Below are 15,694 nucleotides of genomic sequence, written 5' to 3' on the forward strand. Positions count from 1 at the left end.
GCACGGGGCAAGCCCGGCATTATACGCCGGGTGCCGGCAGGGGCACGGCTGTGACCCGCCAGTCATCGCCCACTGCGCGCATTTCGGTAATTTTCAGCCGCGGTGCTTCACTCATCCGCTCCATCGGCCAGTCCAGCAATGGGCGGGCATGGGAGCCGAGGAAGGTACCGGCGACGAACAACTGGTACTCGTCCACCAGGCCAAGGCGGGCAAAGGCACCGACCAGGCTGGCACCGGCTTCCAGCAGCACTTCATTGACGCCACGCGCGCCCAGGGCATGCAGCAGCGTCGCCAGGTCGACCTGGCCATTGTCACCCGGCAGGCAGAGCAGCTCGTGGCCGGCAGCGGCATAACCAGGGTCATCTGCGACAGCTGTTACCACCAGGGCCGGGCCGGCCTGGAAGAATGGTGCATCCAGCGGCAGGCGCAGGCGGCCATCGACCAGCACGCGCAGCGGTGGGCGGCTAAGGGCCAGGGCGGTGGTTTCGGCATCCAGGCCCAACTCGCTGCCCCGTACGGTCAGGCGTGCGTTGTCGGCCAGCACGCTGGCGGCGCTGGTCAGCACCACACTGGAGCGGGCGCGCAGGCGCTGCACGGCCGAGCGCGCAGCCGGGCCGGTGATCCACTGGCTTTCACCACTGGCCATGGCGGTACGGCCGTCAAGGCTCATGGCCAGCTTGGCGCGCACGAACGGCACGCCATGCTCCATGCGCTTGAGAAAGCCCGGGTTTAGGGCGCGGGCCTCCGCCTCGAGCACACCACTGGCCACTTCGATGCCGGCCTCGGCCAGGCGCCGCAGCCCCCGCCCGGCCACTTGCGGGTTAGGGTCCTGCATGGCCGCTACCACCCGGGCCACCCCCGCCTTGACCAGCGCTTCGGCGCACGGGGGCGTGCGGCCATGGTGGCTGCAAGGCTCCAGGGTGACATAGGCACACGCGCCACGGGCGCGTTCCCCGGCCTGGCGCAGGGCATGCACTTCGGCATGCGGCTCACCGGCGCGCACGTGCCAGCCCTCCCCGACCACTTCGCCGTCGCGCACGATCACGCAGCCTACGCGGGGGTTCGGGTGGGTGGTGAACAGGCCTTTGCGCGCCAGCTCCAGCGCACGCGCCATGTAGTGGGCGTCAAGAATCGCGGCTTGGCTGGGCATGTTCACTCTTTGGCCGGCTCGCGGGCCAGGCGGTCGATTTCTTCACGGAACTCGTCGAGGTCCTGGAAGCGCCGGTACACCGAGGCAAAGCGGATGTAGGCCACCTCATCGAGCTTGCGCAGCTCGGCCATGACCATTTCACCCACCACCAGCGACTTGACTTCGCGCTCGCCGGTGGCACGCAGGCGGCTCTTGATGTGTGCCAGCGCCGCTTCCAGGCGCTCGACGCTGACCGGGCGTTTTTCCAGCGCCCGCTGCATGCCGGCACGCAGCTTGTCTTCGTCGAAAGGCTGGCGCGTGCCGTCTTGCTTGATCAGCCGGGGCAGCACCAGCTCGGCGGTTTCGAAGGTGGTAAAGCGCTCGCCACAGGCCACGCATTCGCGGCGGCGGCGCACCTGCTCGCCCTCGGCGACGAGGCGAGAGTCGATGACCTTGGTGTCGTTGGCACCGCAAAAGGGACAGTGCATGGTGGCAGGCAACAAAAAAAGGGAGGGCCATGGTAGCGCATTGCACTGGCAAGACAAGCCAAAGGGGTTAACATCCATGGGAAATCTGCCCGTTAAGGACTCCTCCATGCACTACCGAGCGCTCGTCGTGCTGTGCTGCGCCGCCCTGCTCGCCGCCTGCGGCAGCGACAGGCCGAAGACCGATACCTCCGTTTCGCCGGCACCGGCCCGCGTGGCCAAAACCACCGAAGCGCCCGGCCCGCTTCCGGCCTACCAGCGCGAATTGAGCGGTACTTTGCTGGAAATCCCGGCCGGCGCCGACGTGGAACTGGCGTTGCTGGTGATCGACGAACGCGACCGCCCGCAGCGCCTGCTGGCCAGCAGCAACCTGACCGCTACCGGCCAGGCCCTGCCCTACCAACTGCGCTTCAACCCCGAAGCGTTCCCGGCCGGCGCACGCGTGGAATTGCGTGGCCGCGCCAGCCGCTCCGGCCAGCTGATCATGCACCTGCCGCCCCTGCGCATCACCCAGGCGCAGACCCAGGCCACCGGGCCACTACGTTTCGAGAAGGCGCCCTGAGTGGCGCCGCTTGCCTTGCAGCAGGCCCTCAGCGGCCTGATAGGTGAGGCGCGACTGGTCGTCCGCGAACTGCCCGGCTGCGCCTTGAAACTGTGGCTGATCGACGACCAGAATATGGACCGCGCCTTTAGCAGCGACGAAACCCGGCGCATTCTCGAAGACCCGCCCTACTGGAGCTTCTGCTGGGCCAGTGGCCTGGCCATGGCCCGTTACCTGGCCGAGCGCCCGGAATGGGTGGCCGGCAAGCGGGTGCTGGACTTTGGCGCCGGGTCCGGCATTGCCGGCATCGCTGCCGCCCGCGCGGGCGCCCGGGAGGTGGTGGCCTGCGACCTGGACCCACTGGCCCTGCAAGCCTGCCGCGCGAATGCCGCGCTGAACGGAGTGCAACTGGGCTACAGCGACGACTTCTTCGCCGAGGACGACCGCTTCGACCTGATCCTGGTCGCCGACGTGCTGTACGACCGGGCCAACCTGCCGCTTCTGGATGCCTTTCTTGGCCGTGGTCGCCAGGCCCTGGTGGCCGATTCGCGGGTACGCGACTTCAGCCACCCGCTCTATCAGCAGCTGGGGGTGCTTGAAGCGCTGACCCTGCCCGACCTGGCCGAGCCGCACGAATTCCGCCGGGTCAGCCTGTACCACGCCAGCCGCGACACCTTATAGTGGTGTTATTCACGAGTTTGCGAGAAGCGCAATGAGCCAAGACACGCCTTACATTTTCGACGCTACCGATGCCACCTTCCAGCAGCTGGTGATCGAGAACTCCTTTCACAAACCGGTGCTGGTGGATTTCTGGGCCGAGTGGTGTGCGCCATGCAAGGCGCTGATGCCCTTGCTGGCGAAGATCGCCGAGGGCTACCAGGGCGAACTGCTGCTGGCCAAGATCAACTGCGACGTGGAACAACAGGTGGTCGCCCAGTTCGGCATTCGCAGCCTGCCGACCGTGGTGCTGTTCAAGGACGGCCAGCCGGTGGACGGCTTTGCCGGTGCCCAGCCGGAATCGGCGATCCGCGCCATGCTCGAGCCGCACGTGCAAATGCCTGCCGCACCGCAGGCATCGCCGCTGGAACAGGCCAAGGCGCTGTTCGCCGAAAGCCGTTTCGCCGAAGCAGAAGCGCTGTTGCAGGCCCTGCTGGGTGAAGACAACAGCAATGCCGAGGCACTGATCCTGTACGCCCGTTGCCTGGCCGAACGTGGCGAGCTGGGGGAAGCGCAGGTGGTACTGGACGCGGTCAAGAGCGATGAATACAAGGCCGCACTGGCCGGCGCCAAGGCCCAACTGACCTTCCTGCGCCAAGCGGCCAGCCTGCCGGAAGTGGCGGAGCTGAAAAGCCGCCTGGCCCAGAACCCTGAGGATGATGAAGCCGCCTACCAGCTGAGCGTCCAGCAGTTGGCACGCCAGCAGTATGAGGCGGCGCTGGAAGGGTTGCTGAAACTGTTCCAGCGTAACCGCAGCTATGACAATGGGCTGCCGCAGAAGGCGATGCTGCAGGTCTTTGAATTGCTGGGTGGCGATCACCCGCTGGTGGGGGTTTATCGTCGCAAGCTGTCGGCGGCGATGTTCTGACCTGAAGCTGATGGCGAGGGCTTCGCCCTCGTTCGCGGGCACGCCCGCTCCCACAAGGTGGACCTCAACACCGGTTTATCCAACCCAGTGATAAACCGGAGCATCCCCACCGTTTTCCACCTTAACCTCACTGCTGTGGCGCAAACGCACCAGCAGCCGCTTGCCCGCCGCTGTACTGCCGGCCAGCCCTTCCAGCCGGTCGAGCAATTGCGGCCCGCTCATCTGCCCCGCCAGGCGCAACACCTCGCGCGCCGCCGTCCATTGTCCGTCATCCTGCCGTGGCGCAGCCACCGGGGCCGCCGCAACGGCATGCGCCGCTGCCGGCACCTCGATCTGCCGCCCCAACTGTGCCCACTCTTCAGGCTCAAGCTCGATGGTGAGGTCCACCGGCCATTCCCCAATCTGTCCACGAATTCTCACGATGCATTCCTTGAGCAAGGTCGATGGCCCATGCTACCGCAAGATGAAACCTGCGCCATGCGGGCTGGCAGGACGCAGAAAAGTTGTTATAACATAACCCAATCATCCAGCCCGCCCCGGAGCCTTCCATGCGTCGCCTGTTGCTCGCCCTGCCCTTCGCTTTGCTGCCACTGGCCGTGGCCCATGCCCACGAAGACCATGACCATGATCACGACCACGCCCATGGCACCTTGGGCGCGCATGAACACGGCGTGGCCAAGCTCAATGTCGTCCTCGACGGCAATACCCTGGAACTGGAGCTGGACAGCCCCGCCATGAACCTGGTTGGTTTCGAGCACGCTGCCAGCAGCGACGCCGACAAGGCCAAGGTTGCCGCGGTGCGCCAGCAGCTGGAGCAACCGTCGAAGCTGTTCGGCCTTGCCTCGGCAGCCGGCTGCAAGGATGACCAGCAAGCGTTGGAAAGCCCGTTGTTCGGTGACGCCGCCAAAGCGGACGACGACGGTGACGAGCATGAGAAGGGCCACATGCACAGCGACATCAATGCCCATTACCAGTTGACATGCGCCACCCCGGAGAAACTCACCCAGCTGGACCTGGCCCCCCTGTACAAAGCCTTCCCGGCCACGCAGAAAATCAACGTGCAGCTGATCGGCCCCAACGGCCAGAAAGGCGTCGAAACCTCGCCCGCCAAGGCCATGGTCGCGTTCTGAGATGAATCAGGCACTGATTGAACTGCAGGACCTGGTGTTCGCCTGGCCAGGCCAGGCGCCACTGCTGGACATCCCGGCATTTCGCCTACAAGCCGGTGAGGCCCTGTTTCTCAAAGGCCCCAGCGGCAGTGGCAAGACCACCCTGCTGGGCCTGCTGGGCGGGGTGAGCCGAGCGGACCAAGGGCGAATCCGGCTGCTTGGCCAGGACCTGGCCGCGCTGGGCCAAGGTGCACGCGACCGGTTCCGCGTCGACCACACCGGCTATATCTTCCAGCAGTTCAACTTGCTGCCCTTCCTGTCGGTAAGGGAGAACGTCGAACTGCCATGCCGCTTCTCCCGCAGCCGGGCGGAACGGGCCATCCAGCGCCATGGCAGTGTCCACCAGGCGGCAGGCGAACTGCTCGCCCACCTGGGGCTGGGCGACCCGGCACTGCTGGCGCGCCGTGCCGACAGCCTGTCGATAGGCCAGCAACAGCGGGTAGCCGCAGCCCGCGCGCTGATCGGTCAGCCCGAGCTGGTGATTGCCGACGAGCCGACCTCGGCGCTGGACGCCGACACCCGTGAAGTGTTCATCCGCCTGCTGTTCGACGAGTGCCGCGCTGCTGGTGCCAGCCTGCTGTTCGTCAGCCACGACCAGAGCCTGGCGCCGCTGTTCGATCGCCACCTGTCGCTGGCCGAACTCAACCGTGCCGCCAAGCCCGTGGAGGCCTGATGTACCTGCTCCGCCTTGCCCTGGCCAGCCTGGCCAACCGCCGTTTCACCGCCTTTCTCACTGCCTTTGCCATCGCCCTGTCGGTATGCCTGCTATTGGCCGTGGAGCGGGTGCGGACCGAGGCCCGTGCCAGCTTCGCCAGTACCATCAGCGGTACCGACCTGATCGTGGGCGCGCGCTCCGGCTCGGTGAACCTGCTGCTGTATTCGGTATTCCGGATCGGCAACGCCACCAACAACATCCGCTGGGACAGCTTTCAGCACTACGCCCATGACCCACGGGTGAAGTGGGCGATTCCGATCTCGCTGGGCGACTCGCACCGCGGCTACCGGGTAATGGGCACCACTGCCGACTACTTCGAGCATTACCAGTACGGCCGCAAACAGCACCTGCAGCTGAGCCAGGGCCGCGAATTCGCCAGTGACCCGTTCGAAGTGGTACTCGGTGCCGAAGTGGCCGATGCACTGCATTACAAGCTGGGGGACAAACTGGTGCTGGCGCACGGTGTGGCTGCAATCAGCCTGGTCAAGCATGACGACAAACCGTTCACCGTCGTGGGCGTGCTCAAGCGTACCGGCACACCGGTCGACCGCACCCTGCACATCAGCCTGGGCGGCATGGAGGCGATCCACATCGACTGGCACAATGGCGTGCCGGCACGTGGCGCCGGGCGCATCAGCGCCGAGCAAGCACGCAGCATGGACCTGCAACCTGCCGCCATCACGGCGTTCATGCTGGGCCTGAACAACAAGATCGCCACATTCAGCCTGCAGCGGGAAATCAACGAGTACCGCAACGAACCGCTGCTGGCGATCCTGCCTGGCGTTGCCTTGCAGGAGCTGTGGAGCCTGATGGGCACGGCGGAACAAGCCTTGTTCGTGGTTTCGCTGTTCGTTGTGCTCACGGGCCTGATCGGCATGCTCACGGCCATTCTCACCAGCCTCAACGAACGCCGTCGGGAGATGGCGATCTTGCGTTCCGTAGGGGCCAGGCCGTGGCATATCGCCGGGCTGCTGGTGCTGGAGGCGCTGTCACTGGCGGCAGTCGGCATCGTCGCCGGGCTGGGCTTGCTGTATGCGGGTATCGCCCTGGCACAGGGGTATGTACAGGCCAACTACGGTTTGTACTTGCCGCTGGCGCTGCCGAGCGCTCATGAATGGAGCTTGCTGGCTATCATTCTGGCGGCTGCACTGCTGATGGGCAGCGTGCCAGCGTGGCGCGCCTATCGGCAGTCGTTGGCCGATGGCCTGTCCATACACCTATGAGTGCGCGTAATGATCAAACACCTCACCGCCTGCTTCGCGGGTAAACCCGCTCCTACATCGGGTCGCGTTCCCCGTGCAGGAGCGGGTTCACCCGCGAAGAAGCCGGCACTGCAAACGCTGCTGATCCTGTTGCTTGCGGCAGCGATGCCGCTTTGGGCCGCCGAACCCAAGGAGCTCGACTGGCCAGCGCTGATCCCGGAAGGCGCCCCGGTCATTCCACCGCAACTCACCCCCTTGCACGACATGTCGCAATTGAGCAACGCCCTGGCCGCCGAGTCTGCGCCAGCAGCCCGGCAGCAGGCGCCGAACGCGCCGGTGGTGAAAAGCCTCGATGGCCAGCAGGTCAAACTGCCCGGCTACATCGTGCCGCTGGAAGTCAGCGAGGAGGGGCGCACCACCGAGTTTCTGCTGGTGCCTTACTACGGCGCGTGCATCCATGTGCCGCCACCGCCCTCGAACCAGATCGTGCACATTTTCAGCGAAATGGGCGTGCGCGTCGAAGACCTTTATCAACCCTACTGGATCGAGGGAAAGATGCAGGTCAAAGCCTCCAGCAGCGAACTGGCCGACGCCGGCTACCAGATGGAAGCCGAGAAAATCTACGCTTATGAGCTGAAGTGAGCGCTATTACCGGTTCATGAAGACGCTTCGTTGAGCTGGGTCAAACATTCTGTTTAGACCCATCCGTACCATTGGACTACTCGATTATTAACGTCCTCTGGGAGCTTCCATGAACAAGTCCTTGCTCGGTGCCGCATTCGCGGCCCTGGCCTTCGCCGCCCCTGTTGCCCACGCCCACCAGGCGGGGGATGTCATCGTTCGCGCTGGTGCAATCACCACTGCGCCGAATGAGAGCAGCAGCGACCTGAAATTCGACGGCAACAAGGTTTCGGGCACCAAGGCGACACTGGACAGCGACACCCAGCTGGGCCTGGCCTTCGCCTACATGCTCACCGACCACGTTGGCCTGGAGTTGCTGGCGGCTACGCCGTTCAAGCACACCGTAGGCGTAAAAGGCCTGGGTGGCGGGCTGGATGGCAAGCTGGCCGACATCAAGCAACTGCCGCCGACACTGTCGCTGCAGTACTACCCGATGGAACCGAACTCCAAGTTCCAGCCGTATGCCGGCGTCGGTATCAACTACACACTGTTCTTCGATGAAGACCTCAGCAGCGCCCGCAAGCAGCAGGGCTTCAGCAACCTGAAGCTGCAAGACTCGGTAGGTATCGCCGGGCAGTTGGGCATGGACTACATGCTCACGGACAACCTGCTGGTCAACGCCGCGGTCTGGTATGTGGACATCGACACCAAGGCCAGCGTCAACGGCCCCACCGCGCTGGGCTACAGCAAGACCAAGGTCGACGTGGATGTAGACCCATGGGTGTACATGGTCGGCCTAGGCTACAAGTTCTGACCTGAACACTGCAGGGCGGCTTCGGCCGCCCTTGCGCGTTGCAGCCACAGCCAATAAGCCAGGGCCGCCGCGCTGATGGCCATGCCCAGGCCGCACACCGCTACCCACCCCCAGTGCGCATAACACCAGTTCGCCAGCACCGCCCCCACCCCGCTCCCCAGCGAATAACAGCACATGTAGGCCGCAATCAGGCGGCTGGCCATTTCGCCACGCCCGGCCAGCAACACCGTCTGGTTGGTGACATGCACTGCCTGCACGGCAAAATCCAGCATCAGCACGCCAAGGACAAAGGCCATCACGGATTGCCCGAGCATGGCCGTGGGCAGCCATGAAAGCGTCAGCAGCAACAGCGCCAGCCCCGTGGTCCGCTCACCCTGCCCTTGGTCGGCCAAGCGCCCGGCACGCGATGCGGCCAACGTGCCCGCTACACCTGCCAGGCCGAACAAACCGACCTCGGTATGGCTGAACGCCAATGGCGCAGCGCTGAGGGGCATGACCATGGCACTCCACAGCACGCTGAATGCAGCGAAGATCAACCCGCCAAACACGCCACGCTGACGTAGCAGCCGGTCGTGCCGGTAAAGGCTGAACTGGCCGGCGATCAGTGCGCGGAAGCTGGTGCGATGCCGGGTTGCAGGCACGGCGGGCAAGCTGCGCCACATCACTGCGGCCAGCACCACCAACAGGCTTGCAGCCACCCAGTACACGCAGCGCCAACCTGCCAGGTCAGCCAGCCCGCCGGAGACCAGCCGCGCCAGCAAAATACCCAGTACCACGCCACTGGTGACGGTACCTACCGCCTGCCCTTGCTGACCGGGGGCGGCCAGGCTGGCAGCGTGCGCCACCATCAATTGCACCATCACGGCCATCAGCCCGGCGATGGTCAACGCCAGCAGCAACACCGCCCAGTTCGGCGCCATGCCGACAGCCGTCAGCGCCAGTGCCGAAAACAGCAGTTGGCCCAGCAGCAGGCGTTTGCGGTTCACCCGGTCACCCAGCGGCACGACCAACAGCAAGCCCAAGGCGTAGCCCGCCTGGGTTGCACCAACCACCCAACCAATCTGCTGCCGCGCTACACCCAGGTCGGCAGCCATCGAGTCCAGCAACGGTTGCGCAAAGTACACCGTTGCCACTGCCATGCCGCTGGCAGTGGCAAGCAGTAGTGTTATCCAGCGTGTCAGTGAAGGCTGCATGGCCCGACCTCGATAATCTGGTTTCATTTTGAAACTACATGCTGGCTATTTAGCAAATGTGGTTTTAATCTGCAACCAGTCATTCAGAACAAGGTGGCTCCATGCTCGCTGCAAACAACGCGCAATGCCCCGTCGCCCGGGCCTTGGAAGTGCTGGGTGACCGCTGGGCGCTGATGATCCTTCGCGACGCTTTTGATGGCCTGCGTCGCTTCAGTGAGTTTCAGAAGAATCTGGGGCTGGCGAAGAACATCCTCGCCTCACGGCTCAAGTGGCTGGTGGAAAGCGGTTTGCTGGAGCTGCAGCCAGCCTCGGATGGCAGTGCCTACAAGGAATATGTGCTGACCGGGAAAGGGCGCGCAGTATTTCCGCTGGTGGTGGGTTTGCGGCAATGGGGGGAACGGTATCTGTTCGAGGCGGGTGAAACGCGTTCCGCGCTGGTGGACGCCGGCAGCGGGCAGGGGCTTGAACCGTTAGAGGTGAGAAGCCTGGATGGGCGGATGTTGCGCCCCGAGGACTGCGTGCGCAAGGTGGTGCGCCATGGCTGATCCAGGGGCTGCTGCGCAGCCCTGTCGCAACTCAAGGCCGCTTGTGTCTTGAGAGAGGGATCTGGTGTTGCCACAGCCGAAGAGGGTGTAGATCAACAGCAAAATGCAGGACTCGAAGATCACACGGTTCCTGTGGGAGCGGGCGTGCCCGCGAACACCGGCGCAGCCGGTGCCAGCCACCGCGTCGCCTGCTTCGCGGGCAAGCCCGCTCCCACAATGAATCGCGCAGGCTTTTCGAATTTTGAGAAAGACAGTGGCTCCTACAGGCAGGGCATCGCTTGGCCCGTGACTTCAGCTTTTACCCAGTAGCCGGGCCAGCCCCTCGACCATCGGCGTAGCCTGCGGGAATGCAAACCGCGCCAGCAAGCGCTGGTTATCGGCCCGCGAATGGCGAATATCACCTGCTCGCGCCGCCGCGTAGGTCACCGCTGGCAAGCTGCCCACGACTTTCTCCAGCGCTGCGAGCATCTGGTTGATCGACGTTGCCTGGTTGAGGCCGATGTTCACCGCACCCTCCTCGACCTGCGGCTGCTCCAGTGCCTGCACCATCACTTGCACCAGGTCGCCTACATACAGGAAATCGCGGGTCTGCTCGCCATCCCCGTACACGGTGATCGGCAGGCCCTGCACAGCACGCTCGCAGAAGATGCTGATAACCCCGGAATAGGGCGAGGACGGGTCCTGGCGAGGCCCGAAGATATTGAAGAAGCGGAACACCACCGGCTCCAGCCCGTGCTGACGGCGGTAGAAGTCCAGGTATTGCTCACTGGCCAGCTTGTCCACGGCATAGGGCGTCAGCGGTGCCTTGGGCGTATCCTCGGCGATCGACTCGCCCTCGCCATTGTTGCCATACACGGCGGCACTGGAGGCGAACACCACCCGGCGCAGACCGTGCTCGCGCATGGCTTCACAAACATTGAGGGTGCCGATGAAATTGCTCTGGTGGGTACGCACCGGATCTTCGACCGAAGCCTGCACCGAAGCCACTGCGGCCAGGTGCACCACGGCACTGCAACCTGCCGCAGCCCGCATGACCAGAGCAGCATCGGCGACATCGCCTTCGATCAGTTCCAGCCGTGGGTGGTCGATCTGCAGGTTGTCCCGTCGGCCAGTGGACAAGTCATCGAGAATGCGTACGGCGTAGCCTTTGTCCAACAACGCATCGCACAGGTGGGAACCAATGAAGCCGGCACCGCCGGTGATCAGGATGGGGGCATCAGCCATGGCGGTAGAAACGGTCCAGTAGGGGCGGCAAGCCGGCGCGCCAGGCACGCGGCTTGATGCCAAAGGTATGAAGGATTTTTTTGCAGGCCAATACGGCATGCTGCGGCTCTTCGCTGGCATCCGGCCGCGCGGCATGCGCTTGCGCCGTGGGTGCCTGCACTGCCAGCTGGCGATATTGGCCGGCCTCGGCCAGGATCGCCTGGCCCAACACCAGCGGCGTGGTCGCCTCGTTGCCGGCGTAATGGTAGGTGCCCCATAGCGGCGCGTTGCAATCGAGTTGCTTGAGCACAGACAGGATCACCCGGGCCGCATCGTCCACAGGTGTGGGATTGCCGCGCCGGTCATCGGCCAGCAGCAACTCAGCCGGTTGCTCGGCACGGGTCAGGAAACGACCGAGCGAGCCATCGATGCTTTCGTCCAGCAACCAGCCAAAGCGCAGCAGCACATGTTGCGGGCACGCCGCACGCACGCTCTGCTCGATCCGCCACAAGGCCTGGCCCCGCAGCCCCAAGGGTACGGGCTCGTCCTTCTCGCTGTAGGCAGTGGCCCGCGAGCCATCGAATACCCGGTAGCTGGAAGGCTGCACCAGGGTGATCTGGTGGTGCTGGCACAGCTCTGCCAGCCGCTCTACTGCCCGCTCCTGCTGCGCCAGGCGCGGCTCGCTGACCGACTCGGCCTGGAACCAGTCGAAGTAATAGGCCAGGTTCACCAGGGCATCGGGGCGATGGTCGTCAAGCAACTGGGTCAGGCTCGCCGGCGTCCAGCCGTTCTCGGGCGGGCGCGGCGCCAGGAATGCGATGTCCTCCTCGGCCCCAAGACGAATCAGCGCTTGCCCGAGGGCATTGCCACCACCCAACAGCATTAGGCGCATACGCATAGAGTCAGCAGATCCGGAGAGGTTGATTAAGGAAAGTGGGTCATTTTGCGGTTTCCGGGCGGGGAAGTCCAACCACAGGGCTTATTGAGTCAAGCCGCCTATTCAATCTCAAACAAACTGTTGCGCAACGGCCCCACGCTCAGCCGTTCCCTGACGTCATCGTCTATACGCGGATCATCCGGACGGTACAGTTTGACCTGTCGGTACGCATTGATGCGATTGATCTCCTCACCCAGGTACTCCCACACCACCCGTGTGCAGGCCGGGTTGCGCCGGTCGCCGCTGGAAACCCCGGCCTTCAGGCCGTTCAGGCGGGTGATCCGGCTTTTGAAGCTGGGAATCAGGATGGTCTGGCTCATTTCGTTGAAGGTCAGCGACTCGTAGTCGATGAGGAATACCCGGTCCTGCAACTGAAACGCTGCGCCCAGATAGCGACAACGGACTTCGGCATGCAGGTCCGTGGCGCTGGAGCGCTCCTGCCGCTCCTGGCGCTCGAACAGGAAACGCCCCCGCTCTTCCCACAGGTGCACCAGCGACACCAGGATCGTGCCGGGCACCGACATGCAGTTCGAATACTCGAAGTAATAACCGCAATACCGCGACAGGTTGCCAGCGTGCTCATGCAGCGGGCGGAACAGTTCACTGATCGGGTCGCTGGGTTGCTCGGCCAGGGTCGAGACGCGGGCACCGATCAGGCGGGCGAACTGCTCGGCTGGCAGGTTCAGCTCGTAATCCTCGACGCCAAAGAAATCACCGATGCGTTTCAGGTTGAAAGCCGTCGGACGGCTCTGCCCGCTGAGGTACTTGTTGAACTGCGCTCGGTTGATCGAGAGCTGGCGGCAAACTTCGGAAATAGAGCGGTAGTGGCTGCAAGCCAGTTTGAGGTTGGTAGCGAAATGCTCACTCATGTACGGAATCCAGGTGACGCGAATGACGCCATTGTAGCATCAAGTCGCATCAAGTCAGAGCAACCCGCGAAATTGTAACGACTCTTGTCATGGCCAACCATGCGCCCCAACGAATAGCGGTGCGCCTGCCGTCCGCTGATCAATCCACACGAAGAATAAGAATCGAGGTCATTTTCCAATGCTCGAAGCACTCAACGATTTCCTCTCGGGGAAACTCCTCATCGTGCTGATCGTCGGTCTCGGCGGTTACTTCACCATCCGTTCGCGGTTCGTACAGTTCCGCCATTTCGGCCACATGTTCGCCGTGTTCAAGGAATCGCTGCGTGGCCAGGCAGGCCAGTTGAGCTCCTTCCAGGCCCTGATGCTGAGCCTGGCTGGCCGCGTGGGCGCCGGTAACATCGCCGGGGTCGGCATTGCCGTGACCTTGGGCGGCCCTGGCGCGGTGTTCTGGATGTGGGTCACTGCCCTGGTCGGCATGGCCAGCAGTTTCTTCGAATGTACCCTGGCCCAGGTGTACAAGCGCGCCGATGGCGACGGCCTGTACCGTGGCGGCCCGGCCTACTACATCCAGCATGGCCTGAAGCTGAAAAGCATGGCCATCGTGTTCTCGATCCTGCTGCTGGTGACCTACGGCTTCGCCTTCATCGGCCTGCAGTCGTACACCGTTACCCATTCGCTGCAAAATGCCTTCGACTTCAAGCCGAGCCACACCGGGCTGGTGCTGGCCGTGCTGCTGGCCATCACCTTCATCGGTGGCATCAAGCGCATCGCGGCGGTCTCGGACCTGCTGGTGCCGGTCAAGACCCTGGCCTACATCGGCGTGACCCTGTACGTGATCGGCACCCAGATCGACCACGTACCCGCCATGCTGGAAACCATCTTCAAGAGCGCTTTCGGCCTTGACCCTGCGTTTGGCGGCCTGCTCGGCAGCGCCATCGTCATGGGCGTGAAGCGGGGCGTGTTCGCCAACGAAGCAGGCTTGGGCAGTGCACCGAACGTTGCCGCCGTGGCGGCAGTGAAACACCCGGGCGCGCAGGGCGTGGTCCAGGCCTTCAGCGTGTTCCTCGACACCTTCGTGATCTGCACCTGCACCGCACTGCTGATCCTGCTGTCGGGCTTCTACACCCCAGGCTTCGAGGGCGACGGCATTGTCCTGACCCAGAACTCGCTGGCCGCGGTGGTGGGTGACTGGGGCCGCGTGTTCGTCAGCGTTGCGCTGTCGCTGTTCGTGTTCACCTGCATTCTCTACAACTACTACCTGGGCGAGAACAGCCTGCAGTTCCTCAGCCGCAACCGCGTGGTACTGATGGTGTTCCGTGGCCTGGTACTGGCGCTGGTGGTGTGGGGTTCGATGCAAGACCTGTCGACCGTGTTCGCCTTCGCCGACATCACCATGACCTGCCTGGCCTTCGTCAACCTGATCGCCCTGGCCCTGTTGTTCAAGATTGGCCTGCGGGTGATGCGCGACTACGACGACCAGCGCAAGGCCGGTATCAAGCAGCCAGTGTTCGATTCGACCAAGTTCGCCGACCTGGACCTGGACCGCAACGCTTGGCCAGCCAACCCTCAGCTGGAAACAGCCGCTGACAAAGCAGCCGTCCAGGCCCAGCCACAGCGCTGATATCCTGCCCTGCCCAAGCCGCCCCGTTCGTGGGCGGCTTTTTTCTCCGCTCACCGCCACGGATGCTTTCCATGCGTGCAGTCAAGAATCTTCTCGTTCTCTATACCGGTGGCACCATCGGCATGCTCGAAACCCCGGAGGGCCTGGCACCGGCCGGCGGTTTCGACGGGCGGATGCGTGAACACTTCGCGCAACTGTCCGATGCCCCCCAACTGCAGTGGACCCTGCAAGAGCTGAACCCGCTGCTGGACAGCGCCAACATGCAACAGCACAACTGGCTGGCCATGCGTGATGCCATCGTCACGGCGGTGGATGCTGGCCATGATGGGGTGCTGGTGCTGCATGGCACCGATAGCCTGGCTTATAGCGCGGCTGCCTTGTCGTTCCTGCTGCTGGGCTTGCCCGTGCCGGTACTGCTGACCGGTTCGATGCTGCCGGCCGGCGCCGCCGACAGCGACGCCTGGCCCAACCTGTGTGGCGCGCTGCGCCTGTTCGAACAAGGGCTGGAAGACGGCGTGCAGTTGTACTTCCATGGGCAGCTGGTGCACGGTTGCCGGGCTACCAAGTTGCGCAGTGAAGCGTTCGATGCGTTCGTTGCCCTGCCGCGGCATCGCGACAGCCAGCGTGCGGCAGTCATCCCGGCCGAGCTGGATTACCGCCAGCCGCGCCAGCCGGTCAACCTGGCGGTCGTGCCTGTGTTCCCCGGGCTGCAGGCCAGCCATCTGCAGGCCTTGTTGGGCAGCGGCGTGCAGGGCTTGCTGCTGGAGTGCTATGGCAGTGGTACCGGGCCGTCGGATGACCTGGCGTTGCTCGAGGTACTGCGTGCAGCGCGCCAGCGCGGTGTGCTGCTGGCGGCAATCAGCCAATGCCCTGAAGGCTCGGTGGTATTCGATACCTATGCGGCAGGCAACCGACTGCGTAGCGCGGGCCTGGTCAGTGGCGGCGGCATGACCCGCGAGGCAGCGCTGGGCAAGATGGTTGCGCTGCTGGGGGCAGGGTTGGATGTGGAATCAGCAGAACGCTGGTTTGCCCTGGACCTGTGTGGGGAGCGGGCGTAGGCACTAC

General features: G+C 64.1%; 18 protein-coding genes. 11 read left to right on the forward strand and 7 right to left on the reverse strand.

The annotated features are described in order from the left end of the window. Nucleotides 1-19 precede the first annotated feature (19 nt). On the reverse strand, nt 20-1,150 hold the full coding sequence (ribD, locus tag ACF8SD_RS09600) for a bifunctional diaminohydroxyphosphoribosylaminopyrimidine deaminase/5-amino-6-(5-phosphoribosylamino)uracil reductase RibD (RefSeq protein ID WP_392484311.1): 1,131 nt from the start codon (nt 1,148-1,150) through the stop codon (nt 20-22). A gap of 2 nt (nt 1,151-1,152) precedes the next feature. Beyond that, complete coding sequence (gene nrdR / locus ACF8SD_RS09605; protein ID WP_009685710.1) at nt 1,153-1,617, reverse strand: transcriptional regulator NrdR; 465 nt, start codon at nt 1,615-1,617, stop codon at nt 1,153-1,155. A gap of 106 nt (nt 1,618-1,723) precedes the next feature. Between nrdR and ACF8SD_RS09610 the strand changes: the two genes are divergently transcribed. Genes ACF8SD_RS09610 through trxA form a run of 3 tightly spaced genes read left to right on the forward strand, consistent with a single transcriptional unit; the run spans nt 1,724 to nt 3,740 of the window. Beyond that, on the forward strand, nt 1,724-2,176 hold the full coding sequence (locus ACF8SD_RS09610) for a YbaY family lipoprotein (protein WP_173887454.1): 453 nt from the start codon (nt 1,724-1,726) through the stop codon (nt 2,174-2,176). Continuing rightward, nucleotides 2,177-2,836, forward strand: coding sequence for a class I SAM-dependent methyltransferase (locus tag ACF8SD_RS09615; protein WP_392484312.1), 660 nt, complete (start codon nt 2,177-2,179; stop codon nt 2,834-2,836). A 31-nt stretch (nt 2,837-2,867) separates the two neighbouring features. Then, complete coding sequence (gene trxA, locus ACF8SD_RS09620; protein WP_392484313.1) at nt 2,868-3,740, forward strand: thioredoxin; 873 nt, start codon at nt 2,868-2,870, stop codon at nt 3,738-3,740. Between the two features lie 75 nt (nt 3,741-3,815). Here trxA and ACF8SD_RS09625 read toward each other — a convergent pair whose 3' ends face one another. Further along, nucleotides 3,816-4,160 carry a hypothetical protein gene (locus ACF8SD_RS09625; RefSeq protein WP_173887452.1) on the reverse strand — a complete coding sequence of 115 codons (345 nt, stop codon included), beginning with the start codon at nt 4,158-4,160 and terminating at the stop codon, nt 3,816-3,818. A 128-nt stretch (nt 4,161-4,288) separates the two neighbouring features. Here ACF8SD_RS09625 and ACF8SD_RS09630 point away from each other — a divergent pair, with 128 nt between their 5' ends. The 5 genes from ACF8SD_RS09630 (at nt 4,289) to ACF8SD_RS09650 (ending at nt 8,261) form a co-directional block, all read left to right on the forward strand. Beyond that, entirely contained in the window at nt 4,289-4,870 is a 582-nt protein-coding gene (locus tag ACF8SD_RS09630; protein WP_173887451.1) for a DUF2796 domain-containing protein, read from the forward strand. Between the two features lies 1 nt (nt 4,871). Next, the gene (locus ACF8SD_RS09635; protein ID WP_173887450.1) at nt 4,872-5,582 is read left to right on the forward strand and encodes an ABC transporter ATP-binding protein; all 711 of its coding nucleotides are present in this window, start codon (nt 4,872-4,874) and stop codon (nt 5,580-5,582) included. After that, the gene (locus ACF8SD_RS09640) at nt 5,582-6,847 is read left to right on the forward strand and encodes an ABC transporter permease (RefSeq protein ID WP_173887449.1); all 1,266 of its coding nucleotides are present in this window, start codon (nt 5,582-5,584) and stop codon (nt 6,845-6,847) included. The genes ACF8SD_RS09635 and ACF8SD_RS09640 overlap by 1 nt, the downstream gene beginning before the upstream one ends. Nucleotides 6,848-6,955: 108 nt before the next feature. After that, the gene (locus tag ACF8SD_RS09645) at nt 6,956-7,468 is read left to right on the forward strand and encodes a DUF3299 domain-containing protein (protein ID WP_029886261.1); all 513 of its coding nucleotides are present in this window, start codon (nt 6,956-6,958) and stop codon (nt 7,466-7,468) included. Between the two features lie 109 nt (nt 7,469-7,577). After that, nucleotides 7,578-8,261, forward strand: a complete 684-nt coding sequence (locus ACF8SD_RS09650; RefSeq protein ID WP_009685701.1) for an OmpW family protein — start codon at nt 7,578-7,580, stop codon at nt 8,259-8,261. Here ACF8SD_RS09650 and ACF8SD_RS09655 read toward each other — a convergent pair. Then, nucleotides 8,249-9,454, reverse strand: coding sequence for an MFS transporter (locus ACF8SD_RS09655; RefSeq protein ID WP_392484314.1), 1,206 nt, complete (start codon nt 9,452-9,454; stop codon nt 8,249-8,251). The genes ACF8SD_RS09650 and ACF8SD_RS09655 overlap by 13 nt on opposite strands. Nucleotides 9,455-9,555: 101 nt before the next feature. Between ACF8SD_RS09655 and ACF8SD_RS09660 the strand changes: the two genes are divergently transcribed. Continuing rightward, complete coding sequence (locus ACF8SD_RS09660) at nt 9,556-9,999, forward strand: helix-turn-helix domain-containing protein (RefSeq protein WP_173887447.1); 444 nt, start codon at nt 9,556-9,558, stop codon at nt 9,997-9,999. A gap of 291 nt (nt 10,000-10,290) precedes the next feature. Here the strand turns inward: ACF8SD_RS09660 and ACF8SD_RS09665 are convergent, their stop codons facing one another. From ACF8SD_RS09665 to ACF8SD_RS09675, 3 genes are all read right to left on the reverse strand, one after another. Continuing rightward, a complete protein-coding gene (locus ACF8SD_RS09665; protein WP_392484315.1) occupies nt 10,291-11,223 on the reverse strand; it encodes an NAD-dependent epimerase/dehydratase family protein in 933 nt (310 codons plus the stop codon). Next, complete coding sequence (locus ACF8SD_RS09670) at nt 11,216-12,100, reverse strand: sugar nucleotide-binding protein (protein WP_082416229.1); 885 nt, start codon at nt 12,098-12,100, stop codon at nt 11,216-11,218. The genes ACF8SD_RS09665 and ACF8SD_RS09670 overlap by 8 nt, the downstream gene beginning before the upstream one ends. Before the next feature lie 98 nt (nt 12,101-12,198). Further along, nucleotides 12,199-13,008, reverse strand: coding sequence for a helix-turn-helix transcriptional regulator (locus ACF8SD_RS09675; RefSeq protein WP_029885046.1), 810 nt, complete (start codon nt 13,006-13,008; stop codon nt 12,199-12,201). Nucleotides 13,009-13,186: 178 nt separating this feature from the next. Between ACF8SD_RS09675 and ACF8SD_RS09680 the strand changes: the two genes are divergently transcribed. Then, complete coding sequence (locus tag ACF8SD_RS09680; protein WP_110676885.1) at nt 13,187-14,629, forward strand: sodium:alanine symporter family protein; 1,443 nt, start codon at nt 13,187-13,189, stop codon at nt 14,627-14,629. Between the two features lie 71 nt (nt 14,630-14,700). After that, the gene (locus ACF8SD_RS09685) at nt 14,701-15,687 is read left to right on the forward strand and encodes an asparaginase (RefSeq protein ID WP_392484316.1); all 987 of its coding nucleotides are present in this window, start codon (nt 14,701-14,703) and stop codon (nt 15,685-15,687) included. Nucleotides 15,688-15,694 lie beyond the last annotated feature (7 nt).

Origin of the sequence: Pseudomonas sp. CJQ_9 (assembly GCF_043106615.1) — a bacterium.
Taxonomy (GTDB): Bacteria; Pseudomonadota; Gammaproteobacteria; order Pseudomonadales; family Pseudomonadaceae; genus Aquipseudomonas; species Aquipseudomonas juntendi.

Bases quoted from the DNA above. Each gene is read 5' to 3' on its own strand.
- ACF8SD_RS09630 (WP_173887451.1), top strand. From the start codon at position 4,289: ATGCGTCGCCTGTTGCTCGCCCTGCCCTTCGCTTTGCTGCCACTGGCC.
- ACF8SD_RS09655 (WP_392484314.1), bottom strand. From the start codon at position 9,454: ATGCAGCCTTCACTGACACGCTGGATAACACTACTGCTTGCCACTGCC.
- ACF8SD_RS09670 (WP_082416229.1), bottom strand. From the start codon at position 12,100: ATGCGTATGCGCCTAATGCTGTTGGGTGGTGGCAATGCCCTCGGGCAA.
- ACF8SD_RS09665 (WP_392484315.1), bottom strand. From the start codon at position 11,223: ATGGCTGATGCCCCCATCCTGATCACCGGCGGTGCCGGCTTCATTGGT.
- nrdR (WP_009685710.1), bottom strand. From the start codon at position 1,617: ATGCACTGTCCCTTTTGCGGTGCCAACGACACCAAGGTCATCGACTCT.
- ACF8SD_RS09640 (WP_173887449.1), top strand. From the start codon at position 5,582: ATGTACCTGCTCCGCCTTGCCCTGGCCAGCCTGGCCAACCGCCGTTTC.
- ACF8SD_RS09680 (WP_110676885.1), top strand. From the start codon at position 13,187: ATGCTCGAAGCACTCAACGATTTCCTCTCGGGGAAACTCCTCATCGTG.
- ACF8SD_RS09660 (WP_173887447.1), top strand. From the start codon at position 9,556: ATGCTCGCTGCAAACAACGCGCAATGCCCCGTCGCCCGGGCCTTGGAA.
- ribD (WP_392484311.1), bottom strand. From the start codon at position 1,150: ATGCCCAGCCAAGCCGCGATTCTTGACGCCCACTACATGGCGCGTGCG.
- ACF8SD_RS09675 (WP_029885046.1), bottom strand. From the start codon at position 13,008: ATGAGTGAGCATTTCGCTACCAACCTCAAACTGGCTTGCAGCCACTAC.
- trxA (WP_392484313.1), top strand. From the start codon at position 2,868: ATGAGCCAAGACACGCCTTACATTTTCGACGCTACCGATGCCACCTTC.
- ACF8SD_RS09635 (WP_173887450.1), top strand. From the start codon at position 4,872: ATGAATCAGGCACTGATTGAACTGCAGGACCTGGTGTTCGCCTGGCCA.
- ACF8SD_RS09685 (WP_392484316.1), top strand. From the start codon at position 14,701: ATGCGTGCAGTCAAGAATCTTCTCGTTCTCTATACCGGTGGCACCATC.
- ACF8SD_RS09610 (WP_173887454.1), top strand. From the start codon at position 1,724: ATGCACTACCGAGCGCTCGTCGTGCTGTGCTGCGCCGCCCTGCTCGCC.
- ACF8SD_RS09650 (WP_009685701.1), top strand. From the start codon at position 7,578: ATGAACAAGTCCTTGCTCGGTGCCGCATTCGCGGCCCTGGCCTTCGCC.